Origin of the sequence: Thermosynechococcus sp., from assembly GCF_046299655.1 — a bacterium.
Classification (GTDB): Bacteria; Cyanobacteriota; Cyanobacteriia; order Thermosynechococcales; family Thermosynechococcaceae; genus Thermosynechococcus.
The window spans coordinates 13,199-37,725 of sequence record NZ_JBKBHZ010000017.1 but is presented as its reverse complement, the minus strand read 5'-3'; the positions used below and the strand labels follow the sequence as shown (position 1 = coordinate 37,725).

General features: G+C 54.5%; 41 protein-coding genes and 1 tRNA gene. 34 read left to right on the top strand and 8 right to left on the bottom strand.

Annotated elements, in window-relative coordinates:
* Positions 1 to 135 precede the first annotated feature (135 nt).
* The gene (locus tag ACK4HN_RS10235) at positions 136 to 570 is read left to right on the top strand and encodes a hypothetical protein (protein ID WP_409877596.1); all 435 of its coding nucleotides are present in this window, start codon (positions 136 to 138) and stop codon (positions 568 to 570) included.
* Positions 571 to 579: 9 nt separating this feature from the next.
* Here ACK4HN_RS10235 and ACK4HN_RS10230 read toward each other — a convergent pair whose 3' ends face one another.
* The 6 genes from ACK4HN_RS10230 to tgt form a co-directional block, all read right to left on the bottom strand.
* On the bottom strand, positions 580 to 1,044 hold the full coding sequence (locus ACK4HN_RS10230; protein WP_409869080.1) for an SH3 domain-containing protein: 465 nt from the start codon (positions 1,042 to 1,044) through the stop codon (positions 580 to 582).
* A 3-nt stretch (positions 1,045 to 1,047) separates the two neighbouring features.
* Complete coding sequence (locus tag ACK4HN_RS10225) at positions 1,048 to 2,547, bottom strand: AAA family ATPase (protein ID WP_409869079.1); 1,500 nt, start codon at positions 2,545 to 2,547, stop codon at positions 1,048 to 1,050.
* Entirely contained in the window at positions 2,544 to 3,041 is a 498-nt protein-coding gene (locus ACK4HN_RS10220) for a YceD family protein (RefSeq protein WP_409869078.1), read from the bottom strand. Before ACK4HN_RS10220 ends, ACK4HN_RS10225 begins: the two co-directional genes overlap by 4 nt.
* Position 3,042: 1 nt before the next feature.
* Positions 3,043 to 3,474 (bottom strand): BLUF domain-containing protein, encoded by a 432-nt coding sequence (locus ACK4HN_RS10215; protein WP_409852314.1) that lies wholly within the window; start codon positions 3,472 to 3,474, stop codon positions 3,043 to 3,045.
* Between the two features lie 64 nt (positions 3,475 to 3,538).
* On the bottom strand, positions 3,539 to 4,015 hold the full coding sequence (locus tag ACK4HN_RS10210) for a DUF2752 domain-containing protein (protein ID WP_409869077.1): 477 nt from the start codon (positions 4,013 to 4,015) through the stop codon (positions 3,539 to 3,541).
* Positions 3,999 to 5,135 carry a tRNA guanosine(34) transglycosylase Tgt gene (gene tgt, locus ACK4HN_RS10205; protein ID WP_409869076.1) on the bottom strand — a complete coding sequence of 379 codons (1,137 nt, stop codon included), beginning with the start codon at positions 5,133 to 5,135 and terminating at the stop codon, positions 3,999 to 4,001. The genes ACK4HN_RS10210 and tgt overlap by 17 nt, the downstream gene beginning before the upstream one ends.
* 368 nt (positions 5,136 to 5,503) lie before the next feature.
* Between tgt and rplC the strand changes: the two genes are divergently transcribed.
* From rplC to aguB, 32 genes are read left to right on the top strand one after another with little or no spacing between them, the layout of a single operon-like run.
* Entirely contained in the window at positions 5,504 to 6,142 is a 639-nt protein-coding gene (gene rplC, locus ACK4HN_RS10200) for a 50S ribosomal protein L3 (RefSeq protein WP_181494826.1), read from the top strand.
* Between the two features lie 16 nt (positions 6,143 to 6,158).
* Positions 6,159 to 6,791: a 50S ribosomal protein L4 gene (gene rplD, locus ACK4HN_RS10195; RefSeq protein WP_409853742.1), complete on the top strand. Its 633-nt coding sequence runs from the start codon at positions 6,159 to 6,161 to the stop codon at positions 6,789 to 6,791.
* Complete coding sequence (locus ACK4HN_RS10190) at positions 6,784 to 7,086, top strand: 50S ribosomal protein L23 (RefSeq protein WP_181494828.1); 303 nt, start codon at positions 6,784 to 6,786, stop codon at positions 7,084 to 7,086. The genes rplD and ACK4HN_RS10190 overlap by 8 nt, the downstream gene beginning before the upstream one ends.
* An 11-nt stretch (positions 7,087 to 7,097) precedes the next feature.
* Positions 7,098 to 7,964, top strand: coding sequence for a 50S ribosomal protein L2 (gene rplB, locus ACK4HN_RS10185; RefSeq protein ID WP_409869075.1), 867 nt, complete (start codon positions 7,098 to 7,100; stop codon positions 7,962 to 7,964).
* A 22-nt stretch (positions 7,965 to 7,986) separates the two neighbouring features.
* The gene (gene rpsS, locus ACK4HN_RS10180) at positions 7,987 to 8,265 is read left to right on the top strand and encodes a 30S ribosomal protein S19 (protein WP_011055940.1); all 279 of its coding nucleotides are present in this window, start codon (positions 7,987 to 7,989) and stop codon (positions 8,263 to 8,265) included.
* Between the two features lie 30 nt (positions 8,266 to 8,295).
* The gene (rplV, locus tag ACK4HN_RS10175; RefSeq protein ID WP_409869074.1) at positions 8,296 to 8,664 is read left to right on the top strand and encodes a 50S ribosomal protein L22; all 369 of its coding nucleotides are present in this window, start codon (positions 8,296 to 8,298) and stop codon (positions 8,662 to 8,664) included.
* Between the two features lie 12 nt (positions 8,665 to 8,676).
* Entirely contained in the window at positions 8,677 to 9,393 is a 717-nt protein-coding gene (rpsC, locus tag ACK4HN_RS10170) for a 30S ribosomal protein S3 (protein WP_409877594.1), read from the top strand.
* 14 nt (positions 9,394 to 9,407) lie between these two features.
* Positions 9,408 to 9,839, top strand: a complete 432-nt coding sequence (gene rplP, locus ACK4HN_RS10165) for a 50S ribosomal protein L16 (RefSeq protein WP_286626469.1) — start codon at positions 9,408 to 9,410, stop codon at positions 9,837 to 9,839.
* 2 nt (positions 9,840 to 9,841) lie between these two features.
* A complete protein-coding gene (rpmC, locus tag ACK4HN_RS10160) occupies positions 9,842 to 10,054 on the top strand; it encodes a 50S ribosomal protein L29 (protein ID WP_409853728.1) in 213 nt (70 codons plus the stop codon).
* Positions 10,054 to 10,302 (top strand): 30S ribosomal protein S17, encoded by a 249-nt coding sequence (gene rpsQ / locus ACK4HN_RS10155; protein WP_409869072.1) that lies wholly within the window; start codon positions 10,054 to 10,056, stop codon positions 10,300 to 10,302. Before rpmC ends, rpsQ begins: the two co-directional genes overlap by 1 nt.
* A gap of 12 nt (positions 10,303 to 10,314) precedes the next feature.
* On the top strand, positions 10,315 to 10,683 hold the full coding sequence (gene rplN, locus ACK4HN_RS10150; RefSeq protein WP_126987913.1) for a 50S ribosomal protein L14: 369 nt from the start codon (positions 10,315 to 10,317) through the stop codon (positions 10,681 to 10,683).
* Positions 10,683 to 11,036 (top strand): 50S ribosomal protein L24, encoded by a 354-nt coding sequence (gene rplX, locus ACK4HN_RS10145; protein ID WP_409853724.1) that lies wholly within the window; start codon positions 10,683 to 10,685, stop codon positions 11,034 to 11,036. Before rplN ends, rplX begins: the two co-directional genes overlap by 1 nt.
* A gap of 56 nt (positions 11,037 to 11,092) precedes the next feature.
* Positions 11,093 to 11,638 (top strand): 50S ribosomal protein L5, encoded by a 546-nt coding sequence (gene rplE / locus ACK4HN_RS10140; RefSeq protein ID WP_250681994.1) that lies wholly within the window; start codon positions 11,093 to 11,095, stop codon positions 11,636 to 11,638.
* 29 nt (positions 11,639 to 11,667) lie between these two features.
* Positions 11,668 to 12,069, top strand: a complete 402-nt coding sequence (rpsH, locus tag ACK4HN_RS10135; RefSeq protein WP_181494832.1) for a 30S ribosomal protein S8 — start codon at positions 11,668 to 11,670, stop codon at positions 12,067 to 12,069.
* A gap of 18 nt (positions 12,070 to 12,087) precedes the next feature.
* Positions 12,088 to 12,651, top strand: coding sequence for a 50S ribosomal protein L6 (rplF, locus tag ACK4HN_RS10130; RefSeq protein WP_409853425.1), 564 nt, complete (start codon positions 12,088 to 12,090; stop codon positions 12,649 to 12,651).
* Positions 12,652 to 13,014, top strand: coding sequence for a 50S ribosomal protein L18 (gene rplR / locus ACK4HN_RS10125; RefSeq protein ID WP_409853423.1), 363 nt, complete (start codon positions 12,652 to 12,654; stop codon positions 13,012 to 13,014).
* Positions 13,015 to 13,025: 11 nt separating this feature from the next.
* Positions 13,026 to 13,550, top strand: a complete 525-nt coding sequence (gene rpsE, locus ACK4HN_RS10120) for a 30S ribosomal protein S5 (protein ID WP_011055952.1) — start codon at positions 13,026 to 13,028, stop codon at positions 13,548 to 13,550.
* Positions 13,551 to 13,563: 13 nt separating this feature from the next.
* A complete protein-coding gene (gene rplO, locus ACK4HN_RS10115; protein ID WP_409853418.1) occupies positions 13,564 to 14,028 on the top strand; it encodes a 50S ribosomal protein L15 in 465 nt (154 codons plus the stop codon).
* A 12-nt stretch (positions 14,029 to 14,040) separates the two neighbouring features.
* A complete protein-coding gene (gene secY, locus ACK4HN_RS10110; protein WP_409869071.1) occupies positions 14,041 to 15,351 on the top strand; it encodes a preprotein translocase subunit SecY in 1,311 nt (436 codons plus the stop codon).
* The gene (locus tag ACK4HN_RS10105; protein ID WP_409869070.1) at positions 15,351 to 15,938 is read left to right on the top strand and encodes an adenylate kinase; all 588 of its coding nucleotides are present in this window, start codon (positions 15,351 to 15,353) and stop codon (positions 15,936 to 15,938) included. The genes secY and ACK4HN_RS10105 overlap by 1 nt, the downstream gene beginning before the upstream one ends.
* Complete coding sequence (infA, locus tag ACK4HN_RS10100; protein ID WP_011055956.1) at positions 15,931 to 16,155, top strand: translation initiation factor IF-1; 225 nt, start codon at positions 15,931 to 15,933, stop codon at positions 16,153 to 16,155. The genes ACK4HN_RS10105 and infA overlap by 8 nt, the downstream gene beginning before the upstream one ends.
* A gap of 60 nt (positions 16,156 to 16,215) precedes the next feature.
* A complete protein-coding gene (gene rpmJ, locus ACK4HN_RS10095) occupies positions 16,216 to 16,329 on the top strand; it encodes a 50S ribosomal protein L36 (protein WP_011055957.1) in 114 nt (37 codons plus the stop codon).
* A gap of 33 nt (positions 16,330 to 16,362) precedes the next feature.
* On the top strand, positions 16,363 to 16,743 hold the full coding sequence (gene rpsM, locus ACK4HN_RS10090) for a 30S ribosomal protein S13 (RefSeq protein ID WP_409869069.1): 381 nt from the start codon (positions 16,363 to 16,365) through the stop codon (positions 16,741 to 16,743).
* A gap of 42 nt (positions 16,744 to 16,785) precedes the next feature.
* Positions 16,786 to 17,178: a 30S ribosomal protein S11 gene (rpsK, locus tag ACK4HN_RS10085; RefSeq protein WP_409869068.1), complete on the top strand. Its 393-nt coding sequence runs from the start codon at positions 16,786 to 16,788 to the stop codon at positions 17,176 to 17,178.
* A 29-nt stretch (positions 17,179 to 17,207) separates the two neighbouring features.
* Complete coding sequence (locus ACK4HN_RS10080) at positions 17,208 to 18,173, top strand: DNA-directed RNA polymerase subunit alpha (RefSeq protein ID WP_409853409.1); 966 nt, start codon at positions 17,208 to 17,210, stop codon at positions 18,171 to 18,173.
* A 22-nt stretch (positions 18,174 to 18,195) separates the two neighbouring features.
* Positions 18,196 to 18,546, top strand: a complete 351-nt coding sequence (gene rplQ, locus ACK4HN_RS10075; RefSeq protein ID WP_297049926.1) for a 50S ribosomal protein L17 — start codon at positions 18,196 to 18,198, stop codon at positions 18,544 to 18,546.
* Between the two features lie 6 nt (positions 18,547 to 18,552).
* The gene (gene truA / locus ACK4HN_RS10070; RefSeq protein WP_409869067.1) at positions 18,553 to 19,395 is read left to right on the top strand and encodes a tRNA pseudouridine(38-40) synthase TruA; all 843 of its coding nucleotides are present in this window, start codon (positions 18,553 to 18,555) and stop codon (positions 19,393 to 19,395) included.
* Positions 19,396 to 19,411: 16 nt separating this feature from the next.
* Positions 19,412 to 19,870, top strand: a complete 459-nt coding sequence (rplM, locus tag ACK4HN_RS10065) for a 50S ribosomal protein L13 (protein ID WP_011055963.1) — start codon at positions 19,412 to 19,414, stop codon at positions 19,868 to 19,870.
* Between the two features lies 1 nt (position 19,871).
* Positions 19,872 to 20,285: a 30S ribosomal protein S9 gene (gene rpsI, locus ACK4HN_RS10060; RefSeq protein WP_298613721.1), complete on the top strand. Its 414-nt coding sequence runs from the start codon at positions 19,872 to 19,874 to the stop codon at positions 20,283 to 20,285.
* Positions 20,286 to 20,324: 39 nt separating this feature from the next.
* Entirely contained in the window at positions 20,325 to 20,600 is a 276-nt protein-coding gene (rpmE, locus tag ACK4HN_RS10055; RefSeq protein ID WP_149817874.1) for a 50S ribosomal protein L31, read from the top strand.
* A gap of 9 nt (positions 20,601 to 20,609) precedes the next feature.
* Positions 20,610 to 21,638, top strand: coding sequence for an agmatine deiminase family protein (locus ACK4HN_RS10050; protein ID WP_409869066.1), 1,029 nt, complete (start codon positions 20,610 to 20,612; stop codon positions 21,636 to 21,638).
* Positions 21,635 to 22,492, top strand: coding sequence for an N-carbamoylputrescine amidase (gene aguB / locus ACK4HN_RS10045; RefSeq protein WP_409869065.1), 858 nt, complete (start codon positions 21,635 to 21,637; stop codon positions 22,490 to 22,492). The genes ACK4HN_RS10050 and aguB overlap by 4 nt, the downstream gene beginning before the upstream one ends.
* Here the strand turns inward: aguB and ACK4HN_RS10040 are convergent.
* Together ACK4HN_RS10040 and ACK4HN_RS10035 are read right to left on the bottom strand one after the other, a co-directional pair.
* Positions 22,489 to 22,860, bottom strand: a complete 372-nt coding sequence (locus tag ACK4HN_RS10040; RefSeq protein ID WP_409869064.1) for a ferredoxin-thioredoxin reductase catalytic domain-containing protein — start codon at positions 22,858 to 22,860, stop codon at positions 22,489 to 22,491. The genes aguB and ACK4HN_RS10040 overlap by 4 nt on opposite strands.
* Positions 22,861 to 22,938: 78 nt before the next feature.
* A tRNA-Ile gene (locus tag ACK4HN_RS10035) sits at positions 22,939 to 23,011 on the bottom strand.
* A 111-nt stretch (positions 23,012 to 23,122) separates the two neighbouring features.
* On the opposite strand from ACK4HN_RS10035, the gene ACK4HN_RS10030 reads away from it, so the two are divergent.
* Complete coding sequence (locus tag ACK4HN_RS10030) at positions 23,123 to 24,274, top strand: cysteine desulfurase family protein (protein ID WP_409869063.1); 1,152 nt, start codon at positions 23,123 to 23,125, stop codon at positions 24,272 to 24,274.
* Positions 24,275 to 24,527 lie beyond the last annotated feature (253 nt).

Sequence of the window (24,527 nt, the reverse complement as noted above, 5' to 3'; positions counted from 1 at the left end):
ATCCAATCCAGCAGGTACAAACTCAGGGCAGCGGTCACTAAGGTGGTATCCTCAAGGCCAATGAGACCTAAAGGCGATCGCTCCCGCTGAATGTTGCGTCTTAGACTCTATTATTGTCACACCGAGTAGAGAACAATGTTTAACTTGCGCACAATTTCGCTCTGCGGTCTGCTGCTGACAACCAGTGTCGGTTTTTTGTCTCTTGATGGTAGGGTCGCGATTGCCCGCCGTCGCGAAGCGCCCAAAGTGGTGCGAGTCACCGATGTTCAATTGCAGAGCGAAAATATTGCGGGTGTCTGGTACCACCGCCTGACGGGGCGGGTGCGCAATGAAACGGCCACACCAGCGCGCAATGTCCAGATCTACTACGAAATCTATGACCCGACAAGCAAACGAATCCTCGAAGCGGGATTCACCCAGTTGCGCAATCGGGTGATTGATCGCGGGGCAGAGGCGGAGTTTTTGGTCACTCCCAATCGGGGCGGTCTGGTGAAAATCACCCTGGTGGAATGGCTCAGTGGCGATCGCGAGTACCGTTCGTTTCAGCAAATGCAGGAATTTCCCCAATAGCCGAGTGGCCTACTGAGGCGTCTCACCGGATGCAGAAGATTCAGCCATGATTTCCTGCACCCCAAAAGCCAGCACCCAACCTTCGAGATTCTCTTTAGTGCGAACCTTGAGCCATTCGCCATCCTCGCTCCGCTCCAGGATCGTTACCACCTCATCAAAGGCCACACCGCCTAGGGCATTTGCCTCGCGACTGGGGCGATCGCGCAACCGCAGACCATCGCTATAGATCACTCGCCCTTCGGGCTTAGGCGGCGAGGAAATCGGGGTTGGTTCTGGCGTGGGTGAGGGAGAATTCGGTGGTGACTCTGCTGGTGTGGGAAGTGGGGAATGTTGTGCCTCAACCTCGGGACGCGGAGGGGGCCAGAGCAAGTTAAACACAAGTGGCGTAATGATAGCGGCGGCCACAAGGGCAATCAGACCTAAGCCTAGAAAGATTCCCAAGAGCCATTGCAGCACACGCACAACCGGTTTCATAATTTAACGCCCTGTGGGGGGAGACAGGATCCGTGAAGCAAACCGTGCCCGACCCGAGGCCGCCCATTCCTGTAATTGGTGCACCTGTTCGCGAGCGGTTTGGGCCAAGGGGATAATTTCGCTGGCGGCCTGGAGCAAATCTTCAGTGGTAAAGTCGCGGTCTTGGCTAAAGGCAAGGTGCATTGCTTCAATGATACACTGTTCAATTTCTGCGCCAGAAAAGTCAATGGTTTCGTAGGCCAAGCGCTCTAAATCGTAGTTTTGCAGGCGATCGCGCCGCACGCGACTGAGGTGCACTTCAAAAATGGCGCGTCGCTCCTCCACATTGGGCAGTCCGACAAAAAAGATCTCATCAAAGCGCCCCTTACGCAGCAGTTCAGGGGGCAATACTTGCACATTATTCGCCGTTGCCACCACAAAAACGGCGGAAGTTTTCTCAGCCAGCCAAGTGAGAATCGTGCCAAAAACACGGCTACTGGTACCGCCATCCCCGCGACCCTCAATGCCCGTAAAGGCTTTATCCATCTCATCAATCCAGAGGACACAGGGGGCGAGGGCCTCAGCAATTTGAATCATCTCACGGGTACGCGCTTCAGATTCCCCCACCAGACCCCCAAAGAGGCGTCCCACATCCAATCGCAAGAGGGGCAAGTGCCATTGGTGGGCGATCGCCTTTGCCGTTAAGGATTTACCTGTGCCCTGAATTCCCACCAGCAACACCCCGCGCGGATAGGGTAGCCCATAGCGCCGTGCCCGCTCAGAAAAGGCGCCCCCACGCCGCAGCAACCACTCCTTGAGGCTATCTAGACCGCCAATGTCGGCAATCGTCTCTTGGGTGGGGTAAAACTCAAGAATTTGGGTTTGCCGCAGGATTTGCCGTTTCTCCTCCAAGATGAGATCTACATGGCTGCTGTCCAGCACACCGTGGAGGGCAATAATCCGACCAATGACACGGCGAATCCGCTCTAGGGTCAAGCCTTGGCAGGCGCGAATCAACTCATCGAGAGTGGGTTCTGGGGGAAGATTGCCGAGACCTTGACAGAGCTTCACCAGTTCAAGGCGAATTTCCTCCCGTTGAGGCAAAGGAAACTCCACCACCGTAATCACATCCCGCAGTTCCGGCGGTAACTGCACCGTTGGCGCAAGGAGGACGAGATTTTTGGGCTGGGACTTGAGTTGCCGCGCTAGGTTGCGCAGTTTGCGGGAGACCGCCACATCCTCAATAAAGCGATGAAAGTCCCGCAACAGAATGATGGCCGCTGTCGCTGGCGGCAGTCTTTCTACAAACTCAAGGGCACTGAGGGGATTGCGCTTGGCCACCCCCACGTCGTTGGGATTGCCCTGATATCCCTCGACAAAGTCCCAAATGTAAAGGGGGCGCTGATTCAGGCGATCGCTAATTGCCTGCAGTGTCGCCTCAAGGCGTTCTTCCTCCGTTGTGACGACATACAACAGGGGATAGCGTGCCCGCAGCAACAGTTCAAGCTCAGAGTGAGCACTCACGGTAACGGTTCCGAACGCTCCAGAGCCGCTTGCAGTTGCGCCAAGGCCGCCCAGCGATGATCTATGGGGGCGTCTGCGGGCGTGGGGGGAAGAATACCGCCACAATTGGGATCGCAGTATTTGGGATGGGGCAGCGCAAGGCACAGTTGCTGGTAGAGCCAGTCGGCCAGATCAAGGTGACCGTTAGCAGGCAAGGTTTCCACGAGATCATCCTTGGGCTGACTAGTTGGGGTCTCCGCCAGCCAGATCAGTTCTGTGGTTTTACACTCAAGGCGGTGGTTATAGTACTGCAAACAGCGATCGCAACAGAGGGTGATAATTGTCTGAACCTCGGCACGAACTTCTAAATAGGTGCGGCGGTGAGTGGCAGTAACAATCCCTTGGACTGGAGTCAGTGTTGCTAAGTCTGGCAAATCGGTATCCACCCGCCACTCATAGGTTTGGGCGGGCAGCCGCAGGAGTTCAGGAATTCTTAGCCAGTGAGCCTCTGTCACGCTATGTTCCCTGACTCATCTCGTAGAGTGCTTTTAGGAAGCGGAAGCACTGCTCAGCCGTCATGGAGGTGGGCTGAAACGTTGCTGCTGGAGAGTATTTTAACCGCAGGTGTCGAATTGTATCGCTATCCATCTCGCCCAACTGCACCAGACGCATTGACCAATTGATAAAAGTTCGCTCTTCGATTGCCTTAAATTCAATAATTTCAGCGCTGTGGTGGCGCGGATCCTTGAGGATGCGGGCATAGGTTTCACTCACTTTCTGGCGATCGCCCTCAAGAGTTTGCAGAAACATCCCATTGCCGTAGCACAGCATGCCGGTAATGCCATCGCGGAGATTGTTCACCTCTGACTTAGCCATAATATCGCGCAGGTCTGGGTAGGAGAGACCATCCGTTGCGCAACTAAGATAGATGAGGCGGTGAAGTCTCATGGCTGCAGTACTGTCGTTCAAAGGGAGTTAATTTCACTATGCCATGAAAGGGGACCCTTCCTTGCTAGTCTATTTTTGTTGCCAGAATTTCTAGGGGATGAATATAAAATTCCCCTGTGTGAAATAAACTGTATAGCCGCAAGCTATAGTAGACAAGATAAATCGCCCCCAGCCACCACCAGTTTTGAATGCGTTTATTGATGTCGTGAAAAGGGGTGCGCTGCAATCGCCGTCCGGTTCTTAGCTCAATGGCTGTAAATACAGCAGCCACTGTAAATGCGAGAAAGAGCACTGGACCAAACAAGTGCATTCGCAGGGCATTTTCAAAGTCGCCACGGGCGATCGCCAGAAAAGAGCGAGTCAGGCCACACCCTGGACAGGGAATGCCGGTGATTGCCCGCAAGGGACAGAGTAAAAAAGGTGGCGTCCCCGTGTGATTGAACAGAACTGCCCCTACTAAAGGGGCGGTGGTCAGCCCCAAAAAGCCCCAGCGGCTCAAGCGTTCTCCCTTGGACAATACAGCATCAGAGAAGCGCAACATCCTCTTCCTCGCTAGTCGCCAACAGTCGCTGCTCCCATTCTGCCGCAAAGGCGGCAAATCGCTCCTCTAAAATGGCTTGGCGTGCCGCCTGCGTGAAGCGAATCAGTTCTGTCACATTATGGATTGAGAGGAGGGTGTAGGCCAGTAACTCCTTAGCGCGAACTAGATGACTGAGGTAGGCGCGACTAAAGTTAGCGCAAGTGTAGCAGGGACAGGTGGCATCCAGCGGTTCATAGTCGCGGCGAAAGCGGGCATTTTTCAGGTTCCAGCGCTGCCCTTGAACAATGGCACAGCCGTGGCGGGCTAATCGCGTAGGAATCACACAATCAAACAAATCAACCCCGGCAGCGATCGCCCGCAACATTTCTAAGTGCGTCCCCACCCCCATCAAATAACGCGGCTTGTGGGCAGGCAAGAGGGGAGCCGTCACCGCCACAATTTCGTGCATGGCACGGTTGGGTTCACCGACACTCACCCCCCCAATGGCATAGCCCGGCAGGTCGTAGGGCACCATGGCCTCAGCACATTCTCGCCGCAGGTCAGCATACACCCCCCCTTGGACAATGGCAAAGAGGGCCTGATCCAAGCGTTGCTTGCTGGCTATACAGCGCTCTAACCAATGCAGGGTGCGTTGCGTGGCTTGAGTGACCGCTTCACGGCTAGCAGGGTAGGGGGGACACTCGTCAAAGGCCATGATCACATCTGCCCCCAAGGCCTCTTGAATGGCGATCGCCCCCTCTGGTGACAATTCAATGATCTGCCCATCGTGGGGCGAACGAAACACTACCCCTTGGTCGGAAATTTGCCGCAGTTCACTGAGGCTAAAGACCTGAAACCCCCCCGAATCCGTGAGAATTGGCCCTGACCAGCCCATAAAGCGGTGCAGCCCCCCTGCTGCGGCCACAATGTCTTCGCCAGGTTGCAGATGAAGATGGTAGGTGTTGGCCAAGACCATTTGGGCGCCCGCCGCCTTGAGGTGTTCAGGCGTAAGGGTTTTCACATTCGCTAAAGTACCCACTGGCATAAAACGCGGCGTTGCCACCGTGCCATGGGGAGTGTGAAACAGGCCTGCCCGTGCGTGGGTATGGGCACAGTTTTGCTGGCAGACAAATTCAAACACGCTGCTGGATCCACAAGAATGGCGTAAAAAATGTTACCAAATGCCTAGACAAACCTCCAATCACTGATCTATGATTAGAACTCGTGACCAAAAACGGATACTGAGGGGAAGTGATCGCCTCAACCCCCTTAAGTCCTTGGTTCCACTGATCCAAGGGTGGCAGCGTGTTCGCAACTTGCAATCATAGCCTTGCCATCTTTACCTGTGCCTGTCCTTGATCAATGATGGATGCGCCCTGAGCGTCATCGTCTTGACCGTGTAACTGCTGGGTCAATCCACCATTCCTAATTGTAGGAATCTGCCGAGGTTTAACCTTGCGGCTACTTCTCGCTGTTTTGTTGTGATTCGTATTTTTAAGGAACGCGATCGTGACAGTTGGTATTTTAGGGACAAAGTTGGGCATGACCCAAATCTTTGACGAGGCGGGCCGATCTGTCCCCATTACGGTGGTACAGGCGGGGCCGTGTCCGATCACACAAATCAAAACCCCCCAAACCGACGGCTACACGGCAATTCAAGTGGCCTACGGCGAAGTACGGGAGAAAAACCTGAGTCGCCCCGAGCGCGGTCACCTCAACAAATCGCAAACGCCCCCCATGCGTTATCTGCGGGAATTTCGCCTCGAGGATGCCTCTGCCTATCAATTGGGGCAGGCCATTACCGTTGATATTTTTAGCCCGGGGCAGCTTGTGGATGTCCATGGCACTAGTATTGGCCGAGGCTTTGCGGGCTATCAAAAACGCCACAACTTCAAGCGTGGTCCAATGGCGCACGGCTCGAAAAACCACCGTCTGCCCGGTTCTACTGGGGCAGGAACCACTCCGGGTCGGGTTTTCCCCGGCAAGCGGATGGCCGGTCGCATGGGCAATACGGCAGTTACCATTCGCAAGTTGCAGGTGGTGCGCGTTGATCCTGAGCGTAACTTAATCCTGATCAAAGGGGCACTGCCGGGTAAACCGGGGGCACTGGTGAGTATTACCCCCGCCAAGGTTGTCGGTCGCAAATAGGGGCTGGAGAGTAGCTATGGTTGCATGTGTGGTTAAAGACTGGCAGGGTGCCGACAGGGGTGAAGCCACCCTTGATCTGGCGACGGCGAAACCTGAAACCGCCAGTCATATTGTGCATCGTGCCCTTGTACGGCAGTTGGCCAATGCGCGGCAGGGAACCGTTTCCACCAAAACCCGTGCCGAAGTGCGCGGTGGCGGTCGCAAACCTTGGCGGCAAAAGGGAACAGGGCGTGCCCGTGCTGGTTCGATTCGTTCTCCCCTCTGGCGCGGTGGCGGTGTGATCTTTGGTCCTAAACCCCGCGACTACAGCCAAAAAATGAACCGCAAGGAGCGGCGGCTTGCCCTACGCACAGCCCTGATGAGCCGCGTGGAAGACTTGATTGTGGTGCAGGAGTTTGCTGATCACTTGCCACGTCCCAAAACCAAGGAATTGGTAACGGCTCTGCAACGCTGGGGTATTGAGCCAGAGCAAAAGGTGCTGCTACTGGTGGAGCATATTGCCGAAGCGGTGGCACTCTCGGCGCGAAATGTGCCCACCCTGAAGCTGCTGCGGGCCGATCAATTAAATGTTTTTGATTTGCTCTATGCCGATCGCATCGTTGCCACCACTGGCGCGATCGCCAAAATTCAGGAGGTGTACGGTGACTAAAGTCCAACCCCGCGCCCTTGCGGATCTCATCAAGCGCCCCATTATCACAGAGAAGGCCACAGTTTTATTGGAAAACAACCAATACACCTTCGATGTGGATCGGCGTGCCACCAAACCGCAAATCAAGGCTGCGATTGAGGAACTCTTTAACGTCAAAGTCACGGCAGTCAATACCTATCACCTGCCCCCCAAAGAGCGCCGCGTGGGTCGGTTTGTTGGCCATCGTCCTCGCTACAAACGGGCGATCGTCACCCTTGCCCCCGACAGCAAGATCGTTCTCTTCCCCGAAGTTTAACGGAGTAGATCATGGGCATTCGCGTTTACCGACCCTACACCCCTGGCGTTCGCCAAAAAACCGTTTCTGACTTTGCGGAAATTACGACCGACAAGCCTGAAAAGTCACTGACCCGTGGCTTCAAGCGTGACAAAGGCCGCAACAATCGCGGTGTCATTACCAGTCGGCGGCGGGGGGGTGGCCACAAGCGTCGCTATCGCATTATTGATTTTCGCCGCAGCAGCAAGCTCAATATCCCTGCCAAAGTGGCCACGGTGGAGTATGATCCCAACCGCAACGCTCGCATTGCCCTGCTCCACTATCGCGATGGCGAGAAACGCTACATCATTCATCCTCGGGATTTGACCCCCGGCACCGAGATTATTGCCGGTCCCGATGCCCCCATTGAGGTGGGCAATGCCCTGCCCTTGGGCAACATTCCCTTGGGTACCAGTGTTCACAATGTGGAAATTACCCCCGGTCGCGGTGCCCAAATGGTGCGCGCTGCCGGCGCCATGGCCCAGGTGGTGGCAAAAGAAGGGGATATGGTGACCCTTAAGCTCCCTTCGGGAGAGGTGCGGCTCTTCCGCAAGGAGTGCTATGCCACCATTGGCCAAGTGGGAAATGTTGAAGCCAACAACATCAGCTTGGGCAAAGCCGGTCGCAATCGCTGGAAAGGTCGTCGTCCGAAGGTGCGCGGTTCGGTGATGAACCCGGTGGATCACCCCCACGGTGGTGGTGAAGGGCGCGCCCCTATTGGTCGTCCTGGACCTGTCACGCCCTGGGGTAAACCTACCCTTGGCTACAAAACTCGCAAGAAGAAAAAACTCAGCGATGCCCTCATTGTGCGCCGTCGCAAGAAGTCTTCCAAGCGGGGTCGCGGTGGTCGTCAGTCTTAGGTTTTTGCGGAGAAGTTAGGTTATGGGACGTTCATTAAAAAAAGGCCCCTTTGTGGCGGATCATCTCTTACGCAAGATTGAAGCCCTCAATGAGCGCAATGCCAAGGAAGTGATCAAAACGTGGTCGCGTGCCTCAACGATTGTGCCGGAAATGATTGGCCACACGATCGCTGTCCACAACGGCAAGCAGCACGTGCCCGTGTATATCACTGAGCAGATGGTGGGTCACAAACTGGGGGAATTTGCCCCCACCCGCAACTTCCGCAGTCATGTTAAGGGCGATAAAAAAGCCCGCCATTAGATTTCTTGTTCGCGTCTGGGATAGCCGTCTATGGTTTCTACCTCTTCTCCTACTGCCCGTGCCTGCGCTAAGTATGTCCGCATGTCACCCCATAAGGTGCGGCGGGTACTGGATCAACTGCGGGGTCGCACCTACCGCGATGCCCTGATCATGCTGCGTTTTATGCCCTATCGTGCCTGTGAGCCGATTACAAAGGTCTTGCGATCGGCGGCAGCCAATGCCACCCACAACTTAGGCTTGGATCCCACCACCTTGGTGATTAGTCAAGCCTATGCCGATCAAGGGCCTTGCCTGAAGCGGTTCCGCCCTCGCGCCCAAGGTCGCGCTTACCAAATTCGCAAGCCCACCTGCCACATCACGATTGCTGTGGCGCCCCAAAACACTGCTGACGAATCGTAGAAGGATACCACCGTGGGACAGAAGATTCACCCAATTGGCTTTCGCCTCGGCATTACACAAGAACATCGCTCCCGCTGGTACGCCGATAGCGATCGCTATCCTGAGCTATTGCAGGAGGATCACCGCATCCGCACGTTTATTAACAAGCAACTAGCCAACGCTGGTATTGCGGAAGTACGCATTGAGCGCAAAGCAGATCAAGTGGAGTTGCAAATTCGCACCGCCCGTCCCGGCGTCGTCGTTGGTAAAGGTGGCCAAGGGATTGAGGAACTGCGCAAGCAACTGCGGCAAATGCTCCCTAGCAACCGCACCATCAAAGTGAACGTGGTGGAAGTCAACCGTGTCGATGCGGAGGCCAGCCTCTTGGCAGAATACATTACCCAGCAACTGGAGCGACGGGTGGCCTTCCGACGCGCCGTGCGCCAAGCCATTCAGCGGGCACAGCGAGCAGGCATTGAGGGGATCAAAGTCCAAGTGGCGGGTCGCCTGAATGGGGCAGAAATCGCTCGTACTGAGTGGACACGGGAAGGGCGTGTTCCCCTGCATACCCTACGCGCAGACATTGACTATGCCTACCGCACAGCGCGCACGATCTACGGCATTTTGGGTGTGAAGGTGTGGATCTTCAAGGGTGAGGTACTGCCGGGACAGACCGAAGCCGGAACACGGGAAACCAGTCGCCGCAGTCCCCAACGCCGCCTACCCCAATTTGAAAATCGCTCTAACTAACAGGGAAGCCAGCGATGTTAAGTCCAAAGCGTACAAAATTTCGCAAACAGCAGCGGGGTCGCATGACAGGGGTTGCCAGTCGCGGTAACTCCATCCACTTTGGTGACTATGCCCTTCAAGCCCTTGAACCCGCTTGGATTACCGCACGGCAAATTGAGGCCGGTCGTCGTGCTATGACCCGCTATATCCGCCGCGGTGGCAAAATCTGGATTCGCATTTTCCCCGATAAGCCCGTGACGATGCGACCAGCAGAAACACGGATGGGGTCAGGGAAAGGCTCACCGGAATACTGGGTGGCAGTGGTCAAGCCCGGTCGCATTATGTATGAAATTGCCGGTGTGCCGGAGGCGGTTGCCCGCGAAGCCATGCGCCTTGCTGCCTACAAAATGCCGATCAAGACCCGTTTTCTGGTGCGCAATCAAGAAGAGGAACAACAGGAGGGTTAAGAATGGCACTGACGAAAATGAAAGACCTGCGGGAACTGAGCGATCAAGAGGTGAGCGATCGCATTGCTGCGATTAAGAAAGAACTCTTTGATCTGCGCTTCAAAAAAGCCACCCGCCAAGCGGTCAAGCCCCATCAATTTAAGCATCTGCGCCATGAGTTGGCACAGCTTTTAACCCTTGAGAATGAACGTCGCCGCAGTGGAGGCCAAAGCTAATGGCAGTTAAAGAACGTGTTGGCATCGTCGTCAGCGACAAAATGCAAAAAACCGTCGTCGTTGCCGTCGAAAACCGCGCCCCCCATCCCAAGTACGGCAAAATTGTCGTCAAAACCCGCCGCTACAAAGCCCATGATGAAAATAACGAGGCGAAAGTGGGCGATCGCGTGCGCATTCGGGAAACCCGTCCCCTGAGTCGCACCAAGCGTTGGGTCATTGCCGAGATTCTCAGTCATCGCACTGCCTAAGGAGAGCCAGCCATGATTCAACAGGAAACCTATCTCAATGTTGCCGACAATAGCGGCGCCAAAAAGCTCCTTTGCATTCGCGTGCTCGGCGGCAGCAACCGTCGCTATGGCAGTGTTGGCGATGTGATCATTGCCACCGTCAAAGACGCCACCCCCAATATGGCAGTGAAAAAATCCGACGTAGTTCGTGCTGTGATTGTGCGCACCCGCAAAACCATCCGCCGCGAAAGTGGCATGAGCATTCGCTTTGATGACAATGCCGCTGTCTTAATTAACCAAGATGGCAACCCTCGCGGTACCCGTGTCTTTGGCCCTGTGGCGCGTGAACTGCGGGATAAAAACTTCACGAAAATTGTTTCATTGGCACCGGAGGTACTCTAATGGCGGCCAAGAAAGCAAACAAAAAGCCTGTGCGCTACCGCATGCACGTGAAAAAGGGGGACATCGTTCAAGTCATTGCTGGCAGGGACAAAGCCAAAGTCGGTGAAGTCCTTGCGGTTTTCCCCAAGACCAGTCAAGTGATTGTCAAAGGGGTGAACCTGAAAACCAAACACGTCAAGCCCCGCCAAGAGGGAGAATCTGGGCAAATTATCACCAAAGAAGCCCCGATTCCCAGTTGTAAGGTGATGCTCTACTCCACCAAGCAAAACGTGGCCAGCCGCATCTGCTACACCTACACTGAAGACGGCCGTAAGGTGCGGATGCTTAAGAAAACTGGCGAAATCATTGATTAGGTTTAACTTGACTTCCTCTCTGACCCAGCCCAGAGAATGCCCCTAGGAGAAGCCCCATGTCCCAACGCCTCAAAGATCACTACAACAAAACCGTTGTGCCGCAGCTCATGCAGCAATTCCAATACAAAAACATTCACCAAGTGCCCAAGATCGTCAAAATAACTGTCAACCGAGGGCTTGGTGAAGCAGCACAAAATGCCAAAGCTCTTGAAGCCACACTGGCAGAAATTGCCACGATTACAGGCCAAAAGCCCGTCGTTACCCGCGCCAAGAAGGCGATCGCTGGCTTCAAGATTCGCAAAGGCATGCCCGTCGGGGTGGCGGTGACGCTGCGTTCTGATCGCATGTATGCCTTTTTGGATCGCTTGATTAATCTAGCACTGCCACGCATCCGCGACTTTCGCGGTGTCAACCCCAAAAGCTTTGATGGCCGGGGCAACTACACCCTAGGTTTGCGCGAGCAACTGATTTTTCCCGAAGTCAACTACGACGACATTGATCAAATTCGCGGCATGGATGTCTCAATCATCACCACTGCCAATACTGATGAAGAAGGACGTGCCCTGCTCAAAGCAATGGGCATGCCGTTCCGTGAGAACTAACGCCGCAGGCAGATTTTTAAGGAGCAACTATGGCAGTAAATGACACGATTGGCGATATGCTAACTCGCATCCGCAACGCAAACCTTGCGCGTCATCAAACCACCATCATTCCGGCCACGCGCATGACCCGCAGTATTGCGCAGGTGCTGAAAGCGGAAGGGTTTATTCGCGATTTTGAAGAGCAAGGAGACGGCATCAAACGGCATCTTGTGGTTTCCCTCAAATATCGCGGCAAGCAGCGCCAGCCGATTATTACTGCGCTCAAACGGGTGAGCAAACCCGGTCTGCGCGTCTATGCCAACTCCCGTGAGTTGCCCCGGGTGCTTGGTGGTATTGGTATTGCCATCATCTCCACCTCCAGCGGCATTATGACCGATCGCGAGGCACGGAAGCAGGGCATTGGCGGCGAAGTACTCTGTTACGTTTGGTAAGCTCGGAGGAAGTCCCACATGTCTCGTATTGGCAAGCGTCCCATCCCCCTGCCTAAAAATGTCACCCTCACCCTAGACGGGCAGCAAGTCACGGTCAAAGGCCCCAAGGGTCAACTCAGCCGCGTGTTTCCCCCCGAGGTAAATATTACCCAAGAGGGCGAAACAATCGTTGTTAAACGCCGCGATGACTCTCGACCCGCCAAAGAACGCCACGGCCTCTGCCGCACGCTACTGGCGAACATGGTGGAAGGCGTCTCCCAAGGGTTTACGAAAAAGCTGGAAATCCAAGGGGTTGGTTACCGTGCCCAACTCCAAGGCAAAACCCTTGTCCTCAGCATGGGCTACAGCCATCCCGTTGAGATTGTGCCGCCCGAGGGCATTACCCTAGAAATTGAGGACAACCAAGGCAAAAAAGTGCAGCAGGGTACGATCCTCCTTGTGAGTGGCATTGATAAAGAACTAGTCGGCAATACCGCTGCCCGTATTCGCGCCGTACGTCCCCCTGAACCCTATAAGGGCAAGGGCATTCGCTATATGGGTGAATTTGTGCGTCGTAAAGTTGGTAAGACAGGGAAGAAATAGATGAAGCAAACTCGTACTGCAGCTCGCCAGAGTCGGCATCGGCGCATTCGCCGCAAAGTCAAAGGTACCAGCGATCGCCCCCGCCTCGCTGTCTTTCGTTCCCACCAGCACATCTATGCCCAAGTGATTGATGATACTCGCCACCATACCCTCGCAGCTGCTTCCAGTCTTGAGCCAGAACTGCGGCAAAAACTGGGGGATGGCAGCACCTGTGCCGCCTCCATTGAAGTGGGGCGACTGATTGCAGAGCGTGCCAAAGCCGCTGGTATTGAGCGCGTTGTCTTTGACCGCGGTGGTTATCTCTACCATGGTCGTGTCAAGGCCTTGGCAGAGGCTGCCCGTGAAGCTGGACTAGACTTTTAGAGGATGACCTGATGGCAAATCGTCGTAAAAACCCCCGCAAAGTTGAAAAAGAGACCGACTGGCAAGAGCGGGTCGTCCAGATCCGCCGTGTCTCCAAAGTCGTCAAGGGCGGTAAAAAGCTCAGCTTTCGCGCCATTGTTGTCGTTGGTAACGAGCGTGGCCAAGTGGGCGTGGGTGTTGGCAAAGCCGCCGATGTCATCGGTGCCGTGCGCAAAGGCGTAGCCGATGGCAAAAAGCATCTCATTGATGTGCCGATCACCAAATCCAACTCGATTCCCCACCCCACCTTTGGTGAAGGCGGCGCTGCCCGCGTTATGATCCGTCCTGCTGCACCCGGAACCGGCGTAATTGCGGGTGGCTCTGTGCGCACCGTTCTAGAACTAGCAGGGGTTCGCAACGTGCTGGCCAAACAACTGGGATCCAGCAACCCCCTCAACAATGCCCGCGCCGCCCTCGAAGCCCTTGCGGCCTTGCGTACCTTCCAAGAAGTTGCCGAGGAGCGGGAAATCCCCATTGAAAACCTCTACAGCAAATAGTTAGGAGTTGGCCATGCGGTTTCAGGATCTGCACCCCCAAGTGGGATCAAAGCGCAAAAAGCGGCGGGTGGGTCGCGGCATTGCCGCCGGTCAAGGGGCAAGCTGTGGCTTTGGCATGCGGGGACAAAAATCCCGTTCTGGTCGCTCCACTCGTCCTGGTTTTGAAGGCGGTCAGAACCCCCTCTACCGTCGTCTTCCCAAACTCAAGCACTTTCCCCTCGTTAACCGCAAGGTTTACACTACGATCAATGTGGGTCGTCTCAATACCCTACCCGCCGATAGTGTCGTGACGGTTGCATCTCTCCTTGAGGCGGGCATTCTCACCACCGCTAAATACCCCCTCAAAGTGCTGGGAGATGGTGAGCTGAACGTGAAGCTAGAGGTTCATGCTGCTGCCTTTAGTGGCAGTGCCCGCCGCAAGATTGAGGCCGCTGGTGGGGTGTGTGTAGAGACCTCCGTTACTGCCGACAGTGAATAGAGGAACCCCAATATGATTGTGAATCGCGGCAAGGCACCCACTGCCCAAGAAACCTTTATACAGATGGCTCAAGCAGCTGGTCTGCGGCGGCGACTGCTGATCACCATTGGGCTACTGATCTTGGTACGGCTTGGTATCTATCTACCTATTCCGGGAATTGATCGCACTGTCTTTGCCCAAACCGTTCAAGATAATGCCGTGATTCGCTTCTTGGACATCTTTTCAGGCGGTGGCCTCTCTGCCCTTGGGATTTTTGCCCTCGGCATCTTACCCTATATTAACGCCTCCATCATCATGCAACTGCTGACTGCTGCTCTCCCTTCCTTGGAGCGTCTGCAAAAGGATGAAGGGGAGGCCGGCCGCCGCAAAATTTCCCAAATTACTCGCTATGTCGCTGTAGGCTGGGCAGTGCTGCAAAGTTTTGGCATTGCTATTTTTGTGAGTTCAATTCCCGGTGCGGCTTTGCATCCGGGGGGGTGGTTTGTAGCTGAAATTGTCCTTGGCCTCACCGCTGGCTCCATGGTGGTGATGTGGATTTCGGAATTGATTACTGAGCGGGGCGTAGGGAATGGTGCCTCCCTTTTGATCTTTTTGAGCATTGTTGCCTACTTGCCTGCCTCGGTGGGTCAGACGATCGCCCTTGCGGAAAGCGGTGGCAATATTGGCGGCATCGTTATTCTGGTGGCTGTCTTCTTGGCCATGATTGTCGGCATTGTCTTTGTCCAAGAGGGTACCCGCCGCATCCCCATTGTGTCGGCACGTCGCCAAGTGGGACGCAAACTCTATCGTGAGCAAACCAGTTACCTGCCCCTGCGCTTAAACCAAGGGGGGGTGATGCCGATCATTTTTGCCTCAGCGGTACTGATTCTGCCTTCCACCTTGGCACAGTTTACCCGCAATGAACTGGTGGCACGACTGGCTAGCTATGTTTCCCCTGCAGGACCGACGCCGTGGCTATACGTGATTTTCTACTTGCTGTTGATTCTCTTCTTTAGCTACTTTTACTCCTCCTTGGTGGTCAACCCCGTGGATATGTCCCAAAACCTGAAGAAAATGGGCGCCAGTATTCCGGGAATCCGACCGGGGAAAGCCACCTCGGATTATCTAGAGCGGGTTCTCAACCGCTTGACGTTTCTAGGGGCGATCTTTTTAGGACTAGTGGCGATTATTCCCACAGCAGTGGAGAGTGCAACCAAAGTCACAACGTTTCAAGGCTTGGGGGCAACCTCCCTGTTAATCTTGGTGGGGGTGGCCATTGACACCTCAAAACAAATTCAAACCTATGTGATTTCACAACGTTATGAGGGGATGGTGAAGCAGTAATGCGCTTAATCTTGTTTGGCGGCCCCGGTTCGGGTAAAGGGACACAGGCAGCAATTCTAACCACGCTTTTGGGAATTCCCCACATTTCCACAGGGGATATTCTGCGGGCAGAGCGAGCTGCCGGCACTCCCCTCGGTCAACAGGCTCAAAGCTACATGGATCGCGGTGAACTGGTTCCCGATGAGGTGATTGTGGAGATGGTGGCCAATCGCTTGCAACAGCCAGATACCGCTTCAGGGTGGCTGTTGGATGGCTTTCCCCGCAACGGGTCACAGGCGGCGGTCTTTGAGGAGATGCTGCAGAGTATTCACCAAGACTATGATTACTTGCTCTTTTTGGATGTGCCGGCTGCAATTCTCCAAGAACGTGCCCTTAATCGCGCTAAACAAGCTGCCAATGGTCAGCAGCGCTCTGATGATACGCCGGAAACCATCCTCAAGCGGGTACAGGTCTATGAGCGGGAAACGCTACCAATGATTCAGCAGTACATGAGTCATCCCAAGTTTGTGCAAATTGATGGAACACGTACGATCGAAGAGGTAACTGCTGCCATTCAAGCGCGTATTGGGGAGGTGAACCGTGTCTAAACAGGATGCCATCGAAATTGAAGGGACCGTGACGGAGTCATTGCCCAATGCCATGTTTCGGGTGGATCTGGACAATGGCTTTAATGTCCTTGCCCACATCTCCGGTAAGATTCGCCGCAACTACATCAAAATTTTGCCGGGCGATCGCGTGAAGGTGGAATTGACCCCCTATGACCTAACTAAGGGGCGCATTACCTATCGCCTGCGCAAAAAGTAATTTGATCTTTGCTAGCTACTCTGGTAAGATATAAAATTTGCGACTACATGAGCAACTGATATGAAAGTAAGAGCATCGGTACGGCGTATTTGTGAAAAATGCCGCGTCATTCGGCGACGTGGTCGGGTCATGGTGATCTGCACCAATCCGAAGCACAAGCAGCGCCAAGGGTAACCCACTGTTGTTGCATACATAGGAACTAGATTCATGGCTCGTATTGCTGGTGTTGATTTACCCCGCGACAAACGCATTGAAATTGCCCTCACCTACATCTATGGCATTGGCTTGACCCGCTCCAAAGAAATTTTGGCAAAAACGGGTGTGAATCCAGATACCCGTACCCGCGATTTGACGGATGCCGATATTGCGGCACTACGGTTGGCCATTGACGAGTACCAAGTGGAAGGGGATCTGCGCCGCTTAGAAGCCATGAATATCAAGCGGCTCATGGACATTGGCTGCTACCGCGGGCGTCGGCATCGCCTTGGATTGCCGGTTCGGGGTCAGCGCACCCGTACCAATGCTCGCACCCGTCGCGGTAGTCGCCGCACTGTGGCTGGCAAGAAAAAACCTGCTGCTAAAAAATAAGCTTTTCCGCTCCTGCTACCTGATTTACGGTTTGGATAGATTATGGCACCCTCTGCAAAACGCTCTGGCTCCCGTAAGCAAAAGCGCAATGTCCCCAGTGGCGTTGCCCACATTCAGTCCACATTTAATAATACGATTGTCTCAATTACCGACCCCAATGGTGAGGTGATTGCTTGGGCCTCCGCTGGCTCCAGTGGTTTCAAAGGTGCCAAAAAAGGCACCCCCTTTGCAGCTCAAACTGCTGCGGATAATGCGGCTCGCCGTGCCATTGATCAGGGGATGCGGCAAATTGAGGTCATGGTGAGTGGTCCTGGCGCCGGTCGTGAGACAGCAATTCGCGCCCTGCAGGCAGCCGGGCTAGAAATTACCCTTATTCGGGATGTGACCCCCATTCCCCACAATGGTTGCCGCCCCCCGAAACGGCGACGGGTTTAGGTTGGTTTGGGTCCCTTGGGAGCACAGCTATGGCATATCAAATTGAATGTTTAGAAACACGGGTTGAGGAGGATCAGGGGCAGTACGGCCAATTTGCGTTACACCCCCTCGCCCCTGGTCAAGGGATTACGGTGGGCAATGCCCTGCGGCGGGTTCTCCTTGCTAACTTACCCGGTAGTGCCGTGACAGCGGTGCGGATTGCGGGGGTAAATCATGAATTTTCGACGATTCCCGGTGTGCGCGAAGATGTCATGGATATTCTGCTGCAAATGAAGCAGTTGGTGATTCGTAGCCACACCGCAGAACCCCAAATGGGGCGTCTTTTTGCCCAAGCCCCTGACAATGAGCCATTGACGGTCACTGCTGGTATGGTGCAACTTGGCTCTGAGGTGGAGGTGGTCAACCCCAACCACTATATTGCCACCTTAATGCCGGGCGCAACCCTAGAGATGGAATTCAAGATTGAGCGAGATCGCGGCTATCGCTCAGTGGAGCGGGTACGGGACGATCGCCTTGCTTTGGACTATCTCCAGTTGGATGCGGTTTTTATGCCCGTGCGACGGGTAAACTACACCGTTGATTCGATACGCAGTAGCGGTGCAGAGGGCGATCGCCAGCTCCAAGACTACCTAAAGCTGGAAATCTGGACGAATGGCAGCTTGACCCCCCAAGATGCCCTCAATCAGGCGGCAACGATTCTCGTCGATCTCTTTAGCCCCTTGAAGGAGGTACCCCTGCAGACCTCCGAGACCACCACCACCGACGAGGATGATGAAATGGGACAAATCCCCATTGAACAGCTCAATTTGTCGGTGCGCGCCTACAACTGTCTCAAGCGTGCCCAAGTGAATACGGTGGCCGACCTCCTTGAATATTCCCAAGAAGAACTACTGGAGATCAAAAACTTCGGTCAAAAGTCTGCTGAGGAAGTGATCGAGGCACTGCAAAAACACTTGGGAATCACACTCCCTCCCCAAAAAGCTGCCCGTAACTAGAGAGATTGAATGAGGTTTGTCTATGCGTCACCAACGTCGGGTTCCCCAGCTAGGACTGCCAGCCGATCAACGCAAAGCACTGCTGCGGGCATTGACCACTGAATTGATTCGCCACGGCCGCATTACCACCACCAAGGCGCGGGCAAAGGCTGTACGCGCAGAGGCGGAGCGGATGATCACCTTAGCCAAGGATGGCTCCTTGGCGGCACGGCGCCGTGCCCTTGGCTATCTCTACGATAAGCAACTGGTGCATGCTCTATTTGCCCAAGCCCCAGAGCGCTATGGCGATCGCAACGGTGGCTATACGCGCATTATCCGCAGTGTGCGGCGGCGGGGTGACAATGCCGAATTAGCGGTCATTGAACTGGTGTAGCAGGCAATGATGACGGCGATCGCACCTCCCCAAAGCGGCCAACGCTTGGCACTACTCATTCAGTACCAAGGTACTCACTTCCACGGCTGGCAGCGACAGGTGGGACAACGCACCGTACAGGAGGTGATTGAGCAGGCGATCGCCAGCGTGGTCAATCATCCTGTCTCTGTTGTCGCAGCAGGTCGCACTGATACAGGGGTTCATGCCGCTGGTCAAGTGGCTCATGTCACGGTCAACTCGCCCATTCCCGCTCATCGTTGGCCGGGGATTCTCAATGCTCGCTTACCCGCCGATGTAGTGATTCGGGCAGCAGCTGTCGTTCCCAATCACTGGCATGCCCGCTTCTCAGCCCTGTGGCGTCGCTATCGCTACACCCTCTATACCGATCCCTGCCCCAATATCTTTCTGCGGCCTTGGACATGGCACTATTACTATGCCCCCTTGGACGTGGAAAAGATGGCCGCAGTGCTTCAGCCGTTGTTAGGGCGGCATCACCTCAGTGCCTTTCACCGCTCTGGCTCGAATCGTGCCCACTCTTGGGTAGAGGTGCAGGCAGTGAGTTGCCAGCGGCGCGGTGCTCTCGTGGAGATTGAAGTGCAAGCTTCGGGATTTCTCTACGGCATGATGCGCCTATTGGTGGGACTCTTGGTGCAGGTGGGGCAAGGCCAGCGATCGCCCGCCAGTTTTACGGAAATTTGGCAGCAGGAGCAACGCCACCTTGTCAAGTATGCTGCTCCCCCTACGGGTCTTTGTCTATTGGGGGTAGGTTATCCTGAATCGCCCTTCCCCCTTGCCCTGTGCACTGAGGCGATGCCCCAGTTTGTTACCCCTGAATTGTCCATTGCATAGAACCATGGAGTTTGTGATGACCAGTACCGTAAAGACACCACTGCCCGCCGTGGATGACCTTGCTCCCCAGTGGTATGTCATTGATGCCGCTGATCAACGGTTGGGTCGGCTAGCCGCAGAAATTGCCCGCATTCTTAGGGGCAAAAACAAAGCCATTTACACCCCCCACATGGACACAGGCGACTTTGTGATTGTCATCAATGCCGAGAAAGTCACCGTTACCGGTAAAAAGCGCTCCCAAAAACTCTACCGTCGTCACTCGGGACGCCCTGGTGGCATGAAAATTGAAACCTTTGATCAACTGCAAGCCCGCATTCCCGAGCGGATTATTGAGCACGCCGTCAAAGGAATGCTGCCGAAAAATTCCCTTGGCCGTAAACTCTTTACCAAGCTGAAAGTTTATGCTGGGCCTGAGCATCCCCACCAAGCACAAAAACCCCAGCCTTTGACCATTAACACGATTCCGGGAGCCTAACATGCAGATTGCCGATCAGTCCAAACGAGTCGTTTACTTGGGAACCGGTCGCCGTAAGTCGGCGGTGGCACGGGTACGCCTCATCCCTGGTAGTGGTCAATTGTTGATCAATGGCCGCAATGGGGCGGACTACCTGCAAAACAATCCCGCCTATCTCAACTTGGTGAAAGCCCCCCTAGAAACCCTTGGCCTTGAAAGTAGCTACGATATCTATGTCAATGCTAGGGGAGGTGGTCTGACGGGGCAAGCAGATGCCATTCGTTTGGGGATTGCCCGTGCCCTGTGTCAACTGGACATTGAAAACCGTAAGCCTTTGAAAACGGAAGGCTATCTCACCCGTGATCCCCGTGCCAAGGAGCGGCGTAAATACGGTCTGCGCAAAGCCCGCAAAGCCCCCCAATACTCAAAACGCTAAGATTTTTGTTGTTTACTTCTCGTTTGTGGTGAGACTCCTATGCCAAAACCGAATATTCATCCCCAGTGGTATCCCGAAGCTAAAGTCTATTGCGATGGGGAAGTGGTCATGACCGTCGGTTCCACAAAACCAGAACTGCACGTGGACATCTGGTCAGGTAACCATCCCTTCTTCACGGGTACTCAGAAAATTGTTGATGCCGAAGGGCGGGTGGAACGCTTCCGCCGTAAATACAGCGGTGCCAAACCCCAGCAAACTGCTAAAGGGAAAAAAGCTGCCGCCAAACCTGCACCCAAAACGAACAAAAAGGGCTAAGCGCTCTTCATGTCCGGCTTTTTTCAGCCCGCCGAGTGGCTGCCCCACCGTGCCTGTTGGTTAGCTTTCCCCAGTCATGAGGATTTGTGGCGAGAACTTCTGCCACAGGTGCGTTTAGAATTTGCTGCCCTGTGTCGAGCGATCGCTGATCCCGATCCAATCACTGGACAGTGTCGGGGGGAGCAACTGAAAATTCTGGTGCTGGATGAGGCAGGAGAAGCCACTGCTCGTTCTTACCTAGGGGACCTGAATCCTCAGTTTTATCAACTCTCCTTTGGTGACATTTGGCTGCGGGATACGGCGCCTGTGGGCTTAATCAATGCGGAGGGGGAGCGCCGCCTTCTCTGTTTGCCCTTCAATGGTTGGGGCAAGAAGTATCAACTCCCCGGCGACAGTGACTTGGCTGTGCGCTTAGCGATGGTCATGGGAGTACCCCATGGGGCGGTGCCGTTATTCTTGGAGGGGGGGGCGATCGAAGTGGATGGCGAAGGAACTTGCCTCACCACCCGCCAGTGCCTGTTGAACCCCAATCGCAATCCCTATTTAGACATTGAGGAGGTGGAAGCTCGCCTCAAGCCTGCCCTTGGCGTGAGCAAAATCCTCTGGATTGACTCCTCTGGCCTTGTGAATGACCACACGGATGGTCACATTGATACGCTCGTGCGTTTTGTAGCCCCCGCAACGGTGGTTTGTATGTTGCCCGAAGGTCCTGAGGATCCCAACCATGCGACCTTGGTGACCATTTACGAACAGTTGCAAACCCTGACGGATGCGAGAGGCCGCTCCCTAAGGGTGATCCCAGTGCCCTCACCGGGGCGAATCCCTAGCCGAGGCGGGGAGATTTTGCCGGCGAGCTATCTAAACTTTTACATTGCCAATACCACGGTGGTTGTTCCCACCTATGGTGTCGAAGCTGATGCCAAAGCCGTTGAAGCGATCGCCAAGCTCTTTCCCAGTCGCAGAACCGTTGGCCTTCCGGCACGGACGATTTTAGAAGGGGGAGGCGCTTTTCATTGCATTACCCAGCAGGAAGTATGAAAACCCTAACTGTCGCTGCCATTCAAGCTCAACTGACCGACGATGTAGAGACCAATATCCTGCACCTCAGTGATTTGGTGCGGCAGGCGCATCAGCAGGGGGCACAGGTCATTGTCCTGCCAGAGCTATTTGAGGGGCACTATTTTTGCAAGGAAGAGCGGGAGATTCACTTTCGGCGGGCACACCCTCTGAAAAATCACCCAACGATCGCCCACTTTGAAGCCTTGGCGCGGGAACTGGAGGTGGTGATTCCTGTCTCCTTTTTTGAAAAGGCGGGCACCGTCTATTACAACAGTGTGGCGATGATTGATGCGGGGGGTGTCAATTTGGGCGTGTATCGCAAAAGTCATATTCCCGATGGCCCTGGCTATGAGGAAAAGTTTTACTTCCGCCCCGGCAATACCGGCTTTCGGGTCTGGCGTACCCGCTATGGCAAAATCGGTGTCGGCATCTGTTGGGATCAGTGGTTTCCAGAGGCTGCACGGGTGATGACCCTGATGGGAGCAGAGGTGCTAGTGTATCCCACTGCCATTGGCAGTGAACCCCACGATCCCACATTGGACACCAAAGACCCTTGGCAGCGGGTGATGGTTGGCCATGCAGTGGCAAATGTCATTCCAGTGGTGGCCGCAAACCGTGTGGGTGATGAGGGGGGGCAGGTATTTTATGGCAGTTCATTTATTGCTAATCCGAGGGGAGATCTGGTGGCCGAGGCCGATCGCACCCAAGAGGCAGTGCTTGTCCATAAATTTGACCTAGAGGAAATTGAGCGCCTACGGGCGGCCTATGGTTTCTTTCGCGATCGCCGCCCCGGACTGTACAAAGCCCTGTTGACTGCCGATGGGGTTAGCTAAGAAACTGTAAAGCGATTGGTTTCCTCGCGAATTTGCTTAAAGGAAATTTCTTGAGCTGTACCTGCAAAGGGATGATCCGGCGTTAAAAAGAGCAGGCAGTGACACTCCCGCCGTTCGCGCATGGGCACACAGGGACAGTTCCAGTAGGCGGCTGCCACCTCTGCTTCTTTATCTTCATAGTGGCGGCAGGGACACAGGGGGGAACCATAGTCGTCCTTATGTTTAGCTAATCCTTCAAGAACTACCGCCGTTGTTCCCAAGTCTGAGCAAAAGTAAGTTCCTGTGCGCTTCGCATAGGTTTCCGCAAACTTGCGCATGGCTTCAAGGTTTTTGTCGGAGGCCTGTTGCGGTTTATAGGTACTACTCATGGCAAAATTTGCGACACGAAACTTCTTTCAGTTTAACGGAAGGCGATCGCCAGATTTGCAGTGACGGCATTAAAAAAATCCAGGGTGCTGGAGTCGAACCAGCCTATGGCGAATTATGAGTTCGCTGCCTCATCCGCTCGGCCAACCCTGGGCTGAGAGGTAACGTGTTGTTCTATTTTCACTATAGTGTCGCTGGCAACTAGACTTTCCCCTGAGTTGAGCTTGCTAGGCTGAAATATAGAATACTCTATCGCCAGCTCGGATGAAACCAATCTATTTGGACGGGATGACCACCACGCCTGTTGATCCGCAAGTGCTGGCAGCCATGCTGCCCTATTTTAGCGATCGCCCCGGCAATGCTAGTAATCGCGCCCATGCCTATGGTTGGGAGGCCGCCGCCGCCATTGAGCATGCGCGGGAAACCATTGCCACAGCCATTCATGCCCATCCCGCAGAAATCATTTTTACCAGCAGTGCCACGGAAGCAGACAACTTAGCGATCAAGGGGGTGGCTGAAGCCTACTACAGTCGCGGTCGCCATATCATTACGGTGCAGACGGAGCACAATGCAGTGTTAGCCCCCTGTCGCTATTTGGAGTCCCTTGGCTTTCGGGTGACCTATCTGGGGGTCAATGAGAAAGGGTTCATTGATCTTGCTGAGTTAGAGCAAGCCTTTACCAACGAGACCATCTTGGTGTCGGTGATGGCGGCAAATAATGAAATTGGGGTGCTCCAGCCTTTGGCCGAGATTGGGCGCCGCTGTCGCGAGCGCGGGGTGCTCTTCCATACCGATGCTGCTCAGGCTTTGGGGAAAATTCCCTTGGATGTGCAAGCAATGCAAGTGGATCTCATGTCCCTCACTGCCCACAAACTCTATGGTCCTAAGGGGATTGGTGCCCTCTATGTGCGGCGCGATCGCCCCCGCGTCCAATTAGCGCCTCAGCTCCACGGTGGTGGCCAAGAACAGGGCTGGCGATCGGGCACCTTGGCCACTCCCCTAATTGTCGGCTTTGGCACGGCGGTACAGCTGGCTCAGGAACGTCAAGGCAGCGATATTCCCCATCTATGGCGTCTTAAGGAACGGCTGTGGCAGGGGCTGGCCGCCCTTGGGGAGATTTATCTCAATGGCGATTGGCAGCAGAGTTTGCCCAACTGTCTCAATGTCAGTATTGGTGGGGTTGAGGGTAATGCCCTGCTGCGCTCTATCTATCCCCATGTCGCTCTCTCGACGGGGGCAGCCTGTAGTAGCGAAAAACCAACTCCTTCCCATGTCCTCCTCGCCCTAGGGCGATCGCCCGCCCTTGCCCGTGCCTCCCTGCGTTTTGGTCTGTTGCGTACCACGACAGAGACAGAGGTTGATTTTGCCCTGCAGCAGATTCGCCATAGTATTCAGGAACTCCGCCAGCGGCGATAAATCCCCTTGTTACATGTTGTTAACAGTTATAGTTTCTTGACATAAATTTACAATGTCCTCAAATGTCCATAATGTCGTGACTTTCGTGATCTAAATCACCTCTAAAAGTGCTTCTCCGTAGAATTACGCATGATCCCCAAGTTGCAGAGCGCATAGAATAATAACGTACGGTAAACTAACTGTTCATGAATCGTTATTTATGAATCGTTATTTCCCCTGTTGATCCCCCACAAAATTTGCTCGCGGGTGGAAG